The sequence below is a fragment of the Petrotoga mexicana DSM 14811 genome (assembly GCF_002895565.1).
Classification (GTDB): Bacteria; Thermotogota; Thermotogae; order Petrotogales; family Petrotogaceae; genus Petrotoga; species Petrotoga mexicana.
Genome location: NZ_AZRN01000033.1, coordinates 13,028 through 26,011 on the forward strand (window position 1 = coordinate 13,028; position 12,984 = coordinate 26,011).

10 protein-coding genes and 1 pseudogene are annotated in these 12,984 nt (G+C 34.3%); 6 read left to right on the top strand and 5 right to left on the bottom strand.

The features are described 5' to 3' along the window. Nucleotides 1-10: 10 nt before the first annotated feature. From gcvH to X927_RS07435, 4 genes are all read right to left on the bottom strand, one after another. Nucleotides 11-361, bottom strand: a complete 351-nt coding sequence (gene gcvH / locus X927_RS07420; RefSeq protein WP_103077453.1) for a glycine cleavage system protein GcvH — start codon at nucleotides 359-361, stop codon at nucleotides 11-13. A gap of 103 nt (nucleotides 362-464) precedes the next feature. Then, a complete protein-coding gene (locus X927_RS07425) occupies nucleotides 465-1,061 on the bottom strand; it encodes an ECF transporter S component (protein WP_103077454.1) in 597 nt (198 codons plus the stop codon). 44 nt (nucleotides 1,062-1,105) lie between these two features. After that, the gene (locus X927_RS07430; RefSeq protein ID WP_103077455.1) at nucleotides 1,106-3,106 is read right to left on the bottom strand and encodes a S9 family peptidase; all 2,001 of its coding nucleotides are present in this window, start codon (nucleotides 3,104-3,106) and stop codon (nucleotides 1,106-1,108) included. 76 nt (nucleotides 3,107-3,182) lie between these two features. Beyond that, nucleotides 3,183-4,472 (bottom strand): amidohydrolase family protein, encoded by a 1,290-nt coding sequence (locus tag X927_RS07435; RefSeq protein WP_169925200.1) that lies wholly within the window; start codon nucleotides 4,470-4,472, stop codon nucleotides 3,183-3,185. Nucleotides 4,473-4,744: 272 nt separating this feature from the next. On the opposite strand from X927_RS07435, the gene X927_RS07440 reads away from it, so the two are divergent. From X927_RS07440 to X927_RS07465, 6 genes and pseudogenes are all read left to right on the top strand, one after another. Then, entirely contained in the window at nucleotides 4,745-5,866 is a 1,122-nt protein-coding gene (locus X927_RS07440) for an ROK family transcriptional regulator (RefSeq protein ID WP_103077457.1), read from the top strand. A gap of 98 nt (nucleotides 5,867-5,964) precedes the next feature. Then, nucleotides 5,965-7,836, top strand: coding sequence for an ABC transporter substrate-binding protein (locus tag X927_RS07445; RefSeq protein WP_103077458.1), 1,872 nt, complete (start codon nucleotides 5,965-5,967; stop codon nucleotides 7,834-7,836). Nucleotides 7,837-7,914: 78 nt separating this feature from the next. Beyond that, nucleotides 7,915-8,925: pseudogene (locus tag X927_RS10425) on the top strand (ABC transporter permease). A gap of 9 nt (nucleotides 8,926-8,934) precedes the next feature. Then, nucleotides 8,935-9,798, top strand: coding sequence for an ABC transporter permease (locus tag X927_RS07455; RefSeq protein WP_103077459.1), 864 nt, complete (start codon nucleotides 8,935-8,937; stop codon nucleotides 9,796-9,798). Nucleotides 9,799-9,803: 5 nt separating this feature from the next. After that, the gene (locus X927_RS07460; protein WP_103077460.1) at nucleotides 9,804-10,829 is read left to right on the top strand and encodes an ABC transporter ATP-binding protein; all 1,026 of its coding nucleotides are present in this window, start codon (nucleotides 9,804-9,806) and stop codon (nucleotides 10,827-10,829) included. Then, on the top strand, nucleotides 10,804-11,817 hold the full coding sequence (locus X927_RS07465) for an ABC transporter ATP-binding protein (RefSeq protein ID WP_103077461.1): 1,014 nt from the start codon (nucleotides 10,804-10,806) through the stop codon (nucleotides 11,815-11,817). Before X927_RS07460 ends, X927_RS07465 begins: the two co-directional genes overlap by 26 nt. A gap of 114 nt (nucleotides 11,818-11,931) precedes the next feature. On the opposite strand, the gene X927_RS07470 is transcribed toward X927_RS07465, so the two are convergent. Then, complete coding sequence (locus X927_RS07470; RefSeq protein ID WP_103077462.1) at nucleotides 11,932-12,951, bottom strand: dienelactone hydrolase family protein; 1,020 nt, start codon at nucleotides 12,949-12,951, stop codon at nucleotides 11,932-11,934. Nucleotides 12,952-12,984 lie beyond the last annotated feature (33 nt).

The following is a 12,984-nucleotide window of genomic DNA, read 5'->3' on the forward strand; positions in this document are numbered from 1 at the left end:
TTATACTTGTTTACATTGGAGGCTCTTCATCCAAAAGATCTTCTATCTCTGATTGATCAGAAATTTCAATTTTTACAATCCATCCTTTATTTTCGGCGTCTTCGTTTATTATTTCCGGCTGATCTTCAAGATCGCTGTTAACTTCAACAATTTTTCCACTTAAAGGTACATATATATCTTCAGCTGACTTCACGGATTCTATGGTGCACAGGACTTCACCTTTTTTTACTTTTTTCCCGACTTCCGGTAATTCAACGTAGGTTACATCACCCAATTCTTCAGCAGCCTTCGCGGAAATCCCAACAGTTGCAATATTCCCTTCTATTGTCACGTATTCGTGGGTAGCTGAGTATTTCTTCATAATACTTGACTCCTCCTTTTAATTTGTAATTTTTGCTAATTTTAGAAATTAAAAAAGTTGCTATAGCGCCCTTCCCCCGAATCCCACCCAAATGATGAGATAATCAATAGCCTGCTTTTTTTACCGCTCTGATTACTCCAACAGTTATTAAAACCGCTATTATGATCTCTGGAATACCGTTTGTTAGGCCTATAGCCAACACTACCCCACCTACTGCTTCCCTCGCTACTCCCATAGCGGTAGCTATCCTGTCGGCAAATAAAAGATACATCATACCTAAAACACCTGCTGTGTTAGTCAAAGTTCCTAAAGCAGCACTTACACCAATAGATACGCTATCTCTCCACTTTGAAACTTTTTCTTTATTACGCGAGAAAAGTTCAAATACTAACCTGTATGAATAATATGAAACAAAACCAATCAATATTCTTGGTAATACAGAAACTAAAGGATTAACAAAAGCAAAAGACAATATATTTGGTCTTAAAAGTGCCTGAATTATACTAGATACACCAAATATCAAACCAATAACCATTCCTGCAACAGGTCCCTCCAATATTGCCCCAATTATAACTGGAATATGCATAGTTGTTGCATTCGCTGGAGGAATAGGGATAAATCCCAATGGAGTAAATCCTAGAACAAAAGAAATACCAGATAACAACGATATAGTTACCAAACGTTTGGTTTTTGCTCTCATGTTTTCTCTCCTTATAATGCGAAAAGTTAGCTACATACATTTAACTATTTCAAATAACTGTCAAACCACGTGGTAATTTCTTTTAATCTTCTTATTCTATGTTTTGGTTTCCCACTTCTGCTCAATTCATGATTTTCTCCTCTGAACATAACCAGTTTTGATTCGACACCATTGTATTTGAGTGAAGTGAACATCTGCAATCCTTCAGCTAACCAACAGCGGTAATCCTCTTCCGAATGTATAAACAGAGTTGGAGTTTTAACGTTATCTGCGTATTTCATAGGTGAGTGGAACCATAACTTTTCATAATCACTCCATGGTGTAGCTGCTTGTTGATCTTCAACAAAGTAGTAACCGATATCTGTAGTGCCGAATTTAGCAATCCAATTTGCTATACTTCTTTGAGAAGCGGCAGCCTTGAACCTATCAGTATGTCCAATTATCCAGTTGGTCATGTAACCACCGTAAGAACCACCTGTTACCCCTATCCTACTTCCATCTATGAAAGAGAACTTTTCCAATACTTTATCAACAAAGTTCATTATGTCTTCATAATCTATTGTTCCATACTTTCCTCTGATATCGGCAAACTCATCCCCTCGCCCATCGCTTCCTCGAGGATTACAAAACATAACAACATAACCTTCGTTTGCCCAATACTGCATTTCATGGAAAAAAACATCTCCACCATAAACGGTTTTTGGACCACCATGAATATCTAAGATTGCAGGGTATTTTTTGTTCTCTTCAAAATTTACAGGTTTCATAACCCATCCTTCTATTTCTATCTCACCTTTACCAAGGAAGGTTATCCTTTCTGGCTTAGATAAAGTTTTTTCTTTTACTACCCATTCGTTGAAAGTAGTTAGTTGTTTCTCTTCATTGCCTTCTAATTCGTATAGTTCTTGAAGTTTCACATCTCTCATTCCTACAAAGATAATACGATCTTTAAATACATCGAAACCATCAACGGATCCGCCTTGTGTGGTTAATTTTTCTCTCTTACCTCTCTCATCTATTCTATTTATGAAAGAACTGCCATACTCTGTTGTTTCAAAATAAAGGTAATTGTCTTCCACTTTGAATTCACTGTTAGAACCATATCTACAATCAGAACCTACAGAACTCCAAGTACTAAAATCAAAATCAGTTTGAATTTGTTTCACTTCTTTTGTTTGTAAATCCATTAAATAAAATTTGGGATTTTCATTGATTCCGTACTCTTTCATGTTGGAACCTAAGAAGATTATTTTCTCTTTTAGAAAGTCTGCATATACGTAATTGAAAGGGTCTTCATGTGTTAATTTCTCTAAACTTTCTTTCTTTAAGTCATATAAATAAAGATCGGATCTTATTTCCATTTTATCTTTAAAAGGGTTGGAAATAAAAAGCATTAAATCTTTTTCTTTATTCAATTTAAAACCTTCAACGTTCGTCAATTCGTCTGTTATAGGGGTAACTTTCTTATCTTCTAACGTATAAATGTATAATCTATTTCTTTTCTTATTGGTAAATCCTCTTCCGTTCGACCAGAAAGGTATTTCATCTAAAACTTCGTAGTCTTTTTCTTCTTTGAGCTTATCCAGTTCTTTTTCTTTTTCTTCCTTTGAAAGGTTCTCCAAATTTTTATATTTCGGGTCATAAATACCAGTTACAACAAACTTATCTTTAGATATGGGTTCGATATCTGATGCAAAGAATGGGAGTTCGAAATATTTTTGAGCTTCTCCACCTTTGATGTTTATTATATAATAAATTGTAAAAGGTTCTCCTTTTTCCTTCCTCTTTTTATCCTTTTCCTCTCTCACCGTTGAGAAGATGATATTCTCATCGTCCAACCAAACATAAGAGCTTTCTTGATTGAAAGCGGTAAGTTTGTTGATCGTTTTATTATCAACATTGTAAAGCCATATGTTTGAAAGATACTTGTTCTCATCTACATCCATTTCAGATACAACAAAAGCTAAGTTTTTACCGTTCGGTGAAAATTTTGTGTTAGATATAAACTTGTACTTTGTAAAATCCTCTAAAACTAATTTCTCCATTACACTACCTCCTCACGAAATATAATTATTACTGTCGTTAGAAACTCTAGTGCTCGCACCTTTTTAAAATCAAAACCTAATTTTCAGTTTGATAGATCTTTGGTTGAGATATTTCAACAAAAGGATCATCTTGAAATATTAAAGCGTTACTTTCCATACTTTCTTGCCTATCAATGTTATCTATAATTTCTGGACCATAGGTAAGCTGATACAAAGAGTAATTATAAGGGATCCCTATTTCTTTCAATCTTTTAATATCTCTCAACCAATCTGGTTCTTCAACTGGAGCATCTGATGAAATAAAAAGAGACACTTGTGATCTGTATAAATCATAAAATCTAAAGGCATCATTTACCCTTTCACCTAATCTATCTTCAATAAAAACCTTATCGGATTCCATGAATTGAGGTTGTATGTCTACAATAAGGTTATGTTTTTTAATCCTTTCTATTTGATTAGATCTAAGAACTATAGCATGAATTATTCTATGTCTTAATTTAGGATTGACCTTTTCAAAAACTCGTAAAATTTGTTCTATAGCCCCGTCTCCTATAGCATGAGCAGCTAAATGAAGCCCATTGTTTTCACAAAATTCAACGACCTCAGTCAACTCAGTATCTTCCCATAATTTTTCCCCGTACGTATTGGAATCGTTGTACTTATTAAGCAATAAAGCTGTTCGTGCTCCTAGGGAACCATCCAAGTATATTTTAACACATTTAAATTCGTTAAAGTATCCTAGTTCATAATATTTTGAAAGCTCACTATAATCCTTAACGGCAACTTTTTCATATACAAAAAACTCATTATCATGTACAAACGGCAAGTTATCTTTAGAAATACCATGTAAATCATCTGAATGGACAAAACCATAACCTTTATTTTTTAGATACTTCTTTGAGGTTTCGTAATTATTTTTTACGTCTGTGAAAGGGCCAAAGGTTTCATAAAATTTATCGATTGCACTTTCTTTGATTTTTCCTTCTTCAAAATCCACGTAATTAATTGAATCTGAAAAATTAATACTCTCAAAAACCTTTGAATTCACAACCGCAAAATGTCCGCATCTTCTAACCAGCATGATGGGGATTTCTCTATTTATTGAATCCAAAAAATCTTTATCGGGATTTGCAAACTCTTCAGTCCAACCTCTTAAAACAATTTTATTCGATCTTTTAATGACAATTTCTTCTATAATACCCTTAATTTCAGATATTTTCTTTTTCTCCAAAGTTGGTTGAGAAAGCTTTTCTCCCAATCCCAATATATGTAAATGTGAATCTGTTATCAATGGAGTAACAAATATCTGCTTGTTGTGTTTGGTACTTAAAAATTTAAACTTACCACTTCGACTGAGTTTAAACAAAATTCACTTTCCCCCTTTTTAGGTCTCTATTTCCTATTTCTTATTACAATATTTTACCATTAATTTTTTTTATTTTTTAAATTAAGTACAAGTTTCAATTTTTAAGATTTATGCTCATAATTGACTATAAAGATTAATAGTTGACTGAGATCGTAAATAATCGGTTGCTATTAAGATTGCTTTGATAAATAATTGTTGGTATAATGTTTTTGTGTGCATCGTGCAAATAATTATTTTGTCATTTATATTAAGGTTTAAAAAAGGTGATTTGATTGATTTTAAAAAACGAAACTCAATTGAAAATATTACGTGAAATATGGCTAAAGAAAAAAACAACTATGTTAGAAATTAGTAATAATCTAGGAATAGATAGATCAAACGTATCTAGAAATTTAAAAAACTTAAGAAGTATAGGTTTAGTTTATTATTCTGACAACAAGATAAAAAATACCAATCGTGGCAGAAAGACTTTACAATTACAAATCAATTACTCTTTTGCATACAATATAGGAATCGCAGTTACAGAAAATTTTTTTCTTGTTTTATTGATGGATCTGAATTTTAACGTAATTAGAAAAGAAACAATTTTCAAAGAAGTGAATGAAAAAACAATAGTAGATGATTTGATTAATTGCATAGAAATTTTTTCGGATTTTTTAGAGCAGGTTCTCTTCATAGCAATATCTTTCCCGGAACCGGTTGATGATGAAAAAGGGTTGATCTTATCTTCTGGTATTTTCCCTATAAAAGATATGTATTTGAAGAATATATTGGAGGAACGAATAAACATTCCAGTTCATTTAGAAAATGACGCAAATGCAGGAGCTATCTATCACTATTATAAGAATAATGGTATTTATAGATTTATAAATTTCATGTTTTTAAGTTTTTATGTTAATAGAAAAAGTATTAATGCAATTCAAGGGAACGGAATAATAATTAACGGTGAGATTTATAAAGGGGCTCATAGTTTTGCGGGGGAAGCACCTGTAATTATTCCAATTTGGAAACAGAACGAAAAAGATTATATGGATATTTTAAAATTCCAACAGTATATCAAAGATGAAAAAAAATCTCATATCTTGAAAGATTACATTGATATATACTCAAAAGCAGCTTCGATAATCATTAATTTTTTAGATCCTGAAATTTTTATATTCGGAGGACATACAGAGATACTTCCGGACTTTTCATTAGAATCTATGGTTATTAAAACAAAAGAAAAAATTATAGATAATGAAAGAAGAAAGATAAAAATCTATATCGATAATGATGGTTTAGAAAGCATAGCAAAAGGTTCCACCATGGCTTTTATGAGTAAAATTATGAACAATTACAACATGGCAAATAAGGTTTTCCTTAAGTTGAAGAAACCAGCATTTTCCCATCTTTGATTCCTTTTTTACTCCATTTTTATACTTTAAAAGTATTCAAAAGCGGAAGTTTTTTCGTAGTGAAAAACTGGTGAAATCAAAAAAGGAGGTAAGTTAGCATGAAAAAGAAAGTATGGCTAGTAACGTTGTTTGTTCTGTTGGTTGGCATGGTATTTTCCCAGGTCTTACCAACAATTCCAAGAAATGAAACACTCATCGTGGATAACCTACATGGACGTGTTGGTAACCCTGGAAACTTCAACTTATGGATACCAGGATCTCTCGCTGGTCATGGCCCTCAACAGGTATTGATGGATGCTCTATGGTATGTTGATCCACAAACAGGTGAATGGATAAACGCCTTAGCTGCCCAAGAACCTATTTACAACGACGATTTTACACAAATAACCATTAAACTCAGACAAGGACTTTATTGGAGTGATGGTGTTCCTTTCACCGCTGACGATGTAGTATTTACTGTAAAAAACATTGCAAGCCATCCAGGTATGAATTCAAGTGCACAAATTCAAATGTACGTAAAAGACATTTACAAAACGGATGATTACACTGTAGTTATAGAACTTAATTCCCCCAATCCAAAAGCTCACAACATTTTTACTTCTTTAGTTTATGGAGCTCTTTTTATTCAGCCAAAACACATATGGGAGAAAGTAGATAATCCATTAACTTTCACCTTCAACCCTCCTGTTTCAATAGGCCCGTATGTACTTGATAGCTACGATCCTCAAGGGTATTGGTTCTTATTCAAAAAACGCGAGGATTGGCAAAGAACAAGCGTTGGTCAACTGTATGGAGAACCAAAGCCTAACTATGTTCTCTTTATTTACTACGGTACGGATGACAGAAAAGTTGCGGCTCAAGCCCGCCATGAACTGGACATGATTTTCGATTTAACTCCAGAAGCTTTCGAAGTCTTAAGGGCTAGAAACGAGTATTCCGTCGTATGGTACGAAGATTTTCCTTGGGCGTGGATGGATGATGTTAACTCAAGAGGAATGTTCCTTAACAACGCTAGATATCCTTTAGATAACAAAGATGTCAGATGGGCATTAACCTTGGCAATAAACATTGAGGATGTTGTTATTTCGGGATATGCTGGAATAGAGAGAGTAACCGCTCTTCACTCGTGTCCAACTCAGTATTTCACTGAGATTTATTATGAACCTCTAGAACCATGGCTCGAAAACTTCACACTGGATGATGGATATAAACCTTACGATACAAACGTTGCCTACAGAATAGCAGAATGGGCTGAAGAATCTTACAATATTGAAGTGGAAGATCCCGAAGCGGTCTGGGGAATAGGTTGGTGGAAATATGATCCTCAAGAGGCAGAAAAATTACTTTTAGACAATGGATTTTCAAAAGACAGAAATGGAAGATGGTTGCTACCAGATGGTACTCCATGGAAGATCAGCATAATTGCACCGGCAGATTTTGAAATAGATGCTACAAGATTAGCATTTGCAGTAGCTGATCAATGGAGAAAGTTTGGTGTTCAAGTTAATGTTGAAACCTTAGAAGCAGGCCCATTATGGACAAGACAAGCTCTCGGAGATTACGATGTTGGCTCTTTCTGGGGTGGGATGTTAGCATCCTCAGGTATTCCAGATATTTGGACGTTCATCAATGGTTTTAAATCTGATTTCTACACTCCTTTAGGAACCGCAGTTACAACTCCAAATAATTATAGATGGAAGGTTCCAGATAAAGTAGATCAAATAATTGATGATATGGGTGCTTCTTACTTTGCAGACCCGAAAGTTGTGGAATTGACAAAAGAATTCTACAAAGTAGCCGTTGAAGAAATGCCTGTGATTCCAATGGTAATAAACAAAAAATTCAATGCCAATGATAACTATTATTGGACAAACTATCCAAATGCAAACAATCCTTATATGGCAAACGTTTCTTGGTGGGCAGAGTTTAAGTTCATGTTGCCAAGACTTGAGCCAACTGGAAGAAAATAAACAATCTTGTATGAAACCAAAGCCCGCTCAATGGGGCGGGCTTTGGTTTAAATTTTTCAAAAAAGGAGGAACTTAATTTTGAAAGTTTTAAAAACATACATTATTCCTCGATTAATTCAATATTTATTAGTAATATTTATAGGGATAACTATAACTTTTATTATTCCTAGATTAACTCCTATAGATCCAGTACAGTCTGCTATAAACAGATTAACCTCTTATGGTGGAGCTTATATGGAACCTGAGGCAGTTGCAAGTTTGCAAAATACTCTAAAAGAATTATATGGATTAGAAGGGGGCTTAGTTGAACAGTACTTTGCTTTTTGGAAACATCTCTTTACTTTTGACTTTGGTCCTTCCTTATCTATGTTTCCCACACCTGTTACGGAGATTATTGCCAACTCTCTACCATGGACCTTTTTCTTGCTTTTTTTCTCTCTAATCATTTCCTGGATTATAGGAAATATTTTAGGAGGATTAGCTGGATATTTTAAAGAAAAAAAATGGTCCAATGTGTTGGCTGTAGTTGCAATGTCCATATATCCAATTCCATACTACGTTATGGCTTTAATTTTAGTTATTCTGTTTGTTTATATCTTTCCAATATTTCCCATGATGGGAGGATACAGTGTAGGGCTTCAACCAACTTTTAGCTGGTCATTCCTTTTGGATGTCTTAAGACATAGTATTTTACCTGCAATTTCTTTGATTCTAGTAGGCATAGGTTAGTGGTTCTTAAGTATGAGATCACTGACATCCAACATAGTTGCAGAAGACTTTGTCACTTACGCAGAATTCGCCGGCTTACCTAAAAACAAGTTGTTATACAGTTATGTTATGAGAAATGGTATATTACCACAGATTACTGCTTTAGCTCTTCAAATAGGCGGAATATTCAACGGGGCTATTATAACTGAAGTTGCCTTTTCTTACCCTGGAGTCGGCTCCTTGTTACAAAAATCCATCACAAACGGCGATTTCAATTTAATGATGGGGATATCCGTTCTCTCCATAATAGCCATAGCAACTGCATCGTTGATAATAGATTTAATATACCCATTATTTGATCCAAGAATAAGGTATAGATGAGGTGATTATATGTTTGTGATACTGAAAGATCTTCTGAAAAGAGATAAAAAATTTCTGTTTGGATTCACTGTAATATGTATCTTGGTTTTCTTAGCTATTTTATCGGCATTTTCACCATACGATCCTAGGTCATGGAATGTTGTACCAAAAGATAAGCCACCTAGTTTCCAACATCTTTTAGGAACAAATTCGATGGGGCAAGATATATTCTGGAATACCACACACGCCTTAAAAAATTCATTCATTTTAGGGTTAACAGCGGCATGTATTTCAACTATAATAGGCACCATAGTCGGACTAATAGCGGGTTACAGAGGAGGTGTTTTGGATCGAGTTCTAATGTCCATAAACGACAGTTTCATAGTTTTGCCTTCTTTACCAATACTCGTATTCCTTTCTTTTTCTCTAAGAGAAAAAATGACTATCTTTGTTATGGGAGCGATACTTTCAATATTCTCCTGGCCGTGGGGTGGAAAACAAGTGAGAGCCCAAGTTCTAAGTTTAAGAGAAAGAGAGTTCACATACACTTCTGTATTTTCAGGAATGAACATGTGGAAAGTAGTGTTCAAAGAACATCTTCCTTTTGTAATACCTTGGGTGATAGCGAACTTTATTAATACAATTCTTTGGGCTTTAGGAATGGAGATAACTTTGTCGGTTCTTGGATTGACTAGTCTAGAAACGCCTACTATAGGCACAACTATCCATTGGGCAATGCAATATCAAGCCATTTTTAGAGGAATATGGTGGTGGATGTTAACACCAATAATTTTATCTATTATATTTTTTGTCGCATTATACATGCTTTCGGTGAGTATAAGTGAATTTCTGGATCCACGAACCAGATTGCAAAGAATAAAAATGGGAGGTTAATATAGATGTCTTTACTTGAAATAAAAGACCTATCTGCTTATTATATTACCCATGTATTTGGCGTGAAAAGGGATGTAAAAGCAGTAGACAATCTGACCTTTTCAGTTGAAGAAAATGAGATCTTGGGTTTAGCCGGTGAATCAGGATGTGGAAAAAGCACCTTGCTAAAAGTTCTTTTATCTATGGTCAAACCTCCTTTGAAAGTACTAAAAGGAGAAGTAAACTACTCATATGATAGTAAGAATTTCAATCTATTGACCTTAGATGAAAATAGACTAAGAAAGGTACGTTGGGAAGACATATCGTATATTCCTCAAGGTTCTATGAGCACGTTCAACCCTGTGAGAAAAATACGAAAAACCTTTGAAGATGTTATAAAAACACATAAAAAAAACGCTGATAAAGAAGTGTATGAAAAACTTATGGAAGAGCATTTAAAATATTTAGGACTGCCTTTGGAGGTTTTAGATTCGTATCCCCACCAACTTTCAGGAGGTATGAGACAACGAACAACTATCGCACTTGCAACTATACTAGAACCGAAAGTTATATTCGCTGATGAACCTACAACCGCTTTGGATGTCGTAGTTCAAAGGGGAGTTATACAGATGCTTAAACAGCTTCATAGGGAGCATAGAAATACAATGGTAATGGTTACACATGATATGGCGGTGCACGCTAACGTTGTCGATAGGGTTGCTGTAATGTACGCTGGAAAGATAGTTGAAATTTCCAAAAAAGAGAAATTGTTTACAAATCCAAGTCATCCCTACTCTAACTTTCTGATAAACTCTCTTCCAAAGATAGGAGATAGAAGGCAAAGGGCAAGTGCACCAGGTAATCCTCCTTCTTTGGCGAATCCACCCGAAGGATGCAGGTTCCATCCAAGATGTCCTTATGCCAAGGATATTTGTAAAAAACACATACCTAAACTAATAGAAGCTGAAAAAGGACATTATGTTGCTTGTTTCTTATTCTCTGATGAAGTAGAGGAAGGTGAGAACGTTGTCCAACAAACTACTCGAGGTTAAAGATTTGGAGAAAGTATTCCATTTAGGTGGAAGATTCTTTGGAAGTAAATTAAAAGCTGTAAATAAGGTAAATTTTGATTTAGATGCTGAAAAACCTGAAATCCTAACTTTTGCTGGAGAGACAGGGAGTGGAAAAACGACTGTAGCTAGAATGATCCTGGGGCTTGAGACTCCCACTTCTGGAGAAGTTATATACAAAGGAAGGAACGTTACACATATAAAAAAAAGAAAAGAACTTTTGGAATATATGAAAGAAGTACAACCCATCTTTCAAAATCCTTTTGAAACATTTAATCCGCTAAAAAAAGTAGATTCGTATCTATTTGAAATGGCTGAAAATTATGAAATAGCAAAAACAAAAGAAGAAAAGCAAAAAGGCGTAGAAGAATCTCTTAATTCGGTAGGACTGACACTAAAAGAAATTAAAGGAAGATACCCCAACGAATTATCTGGTGGGCAGTTGCAGAGAGTTTCTGTTGCCAGAGCTCTTGTAACAAGGCCTTCACTTCTAATAGCCGATGAACCTGTTTCGATGGTTGATGCCTCTTTGAGAATGTCAATAGTGAATTTGTTTGCTGAGTTGAAAACAAAGTATAACGTATCCGTTTTATACATAACTCATGATCTTGCAACCGCTTACTACATAAGTGACAGAATAGCCATAATGCTTAGAGGGGATGTGGTCGAATTTGGAGATATAGATAAAGTCATGCTTTCTCCTCTCCATCCTTACACCCAAATACTCCTAGAGTCTGTTCCTCAACCGGATCCAGAAGGAACATGGAAAGAAGATATAAAATTATCCTCCTTAGAAGTCAAAGAATTTTCAAGATTAGGATGTAAATTCTATGAAAGATGCCCATTTGCTATGAAAATTTGTAAAGATGTGGAGCCTCCATATGTTTTTAAAGATGGGAGAGAAGTGAAATGCCATCTTTATTCTGAAGAAATTAAAAATACTGAAAAGTCTGAAGAAACTGTAAACTAAGTAAAATTTAGAAACAGTAGGAACCAAAAAATAATGGCGCTTAATTTCGGCGCCTTTATTTTTAGAATCTATAAATGAAAAGGAATTTGGTAGGTTGAAATTGTTGAAGGAATATTAATTCACTTTGAAAAAAATAGCTAAATATCCTAGATTAGCAAAGCGGTATTTGATATCTTCGAACCTCATTTCGTTTATAATAATATTAGATATCAGCCTTTGAAAAGGTAGCCAAGTAATATGATCGATGGGGACCGTCATCTTTCTAGGTCTTCCTAAGTTTTCCCATAGAACCCTTCTTGTGTTTTTAGGTAAGGTTTTATCAAAAGCTGCTTCTAAGAATGTTACCTTTTCTCTATCTAAAAATTTGGCATAAGCTGCAGGATCGACCTTCATCAACGGATGTATGTTTGAATTTAAAAACTCTTGAATGTTCTTAAACTCTCCTATCCTCTTTAAATCATTTTGAAAGGTCTTTTTTAGTCTTTCTCTATCGCTTAAATAAGCTATCTGATCCTTCTTTTTAAGTAGTTCCCTTCTTGTAAATTCCAAGGTAGGTGATTCCCATATAAGTTCAGCCATGTTTCCACCACTGGCTATAATGAAATTGTGCTTTATTTCAGGATTTAAAGCATTAACGATAACAGATACCATGCCCCCAAGACAGTATCCTATCATGAAGTTTCGCTCATGCCAAAGTTCGTTTGCTTTCAAAAAATCTATGATACTTAATATATCAACAACCGCATGTTCCCAGGTGTTTAAGGTTGTATAAATATCAGCAGAAAAATAATTTTTACCACTCATAGATCCGTTAGATGTTCTGGTGTAATTGTCCGGTAATATTGGTACTACAGCCCTTATACCTAATTTGGAAAAATATCGTCCCATTTTTAAGATATATGTAATGTTTTTGGTTCCCAACCCATGAAGTATCAAAGCAACACCCAAAGCTTTCCCTCGAGGCTCAAAAAGATAAATTTCATTAGCTTCTGTACCTTTTTTATTAAATTTGTATAAGGAATTAAATTTTATTAATGATTCTCTATAATTTTTGCCTTTATTTATGAAAGCTTGAGTAAATTCTATATTTTGTTTTGCATAACGAAAATCTATTTTAAAATCCTCTTGTAACATAGGTTCATCTCCCCATTTTCGTTGATCTTTATT

Excerpts from the sequence above, each read along its gene's own strand:
- gcvH (WP_103077453.1), bottom strand. The coding sequence starts at position 361 with ATGAAGAAATACTCAGCTACCCACGAATACGTGACAATAGAAGGGAAT.
- X927_RS07425 (WP_103077454.1), bottom strand. The coding sequence starts at position 1,061 with ATGAGAGCAAAAACCAAACGTTTGGTAACTATATCGTTGTTATCTGGT.
- X927_RS07430 (WP_103077455.1), bottom strand. The coding sequence starts at position 3,106 with ATGGAGAAATTAGTTTTAGAGGATTTTACAAAGTACAAGTTTATATCT.
- X927_RS07445 (WP_103077458.1), top strand. The coding sequence starts at position 5,965 with ATGAAAAAGAAAGTATGGCTAGTAACGTTGTTTGTTCTGTTGGTTGGC.
- X927_RS07455 (WP_103077459.1), top strand. The coding sequence starts at position 8,935 with ATGTTTGTGATACTGAAAGATCTTCTGAAAAGAGATAAAAAATTTCTG.
- X927_RS07460 (WP_103077460.1), top strand. The coding sequence starts at position 9,804 with ATGTCTTTACTTGAAATAAAAGACCTATCTGCTTATTATATTACCCAT.
- X927_RS07470 (WP_103077462.1), bottom strand. The coding sequence starts at position 12,951 with ATGTTACAAGAGGATTTTAAAATAGATTTTCGTTATGCAAAACAAAAT.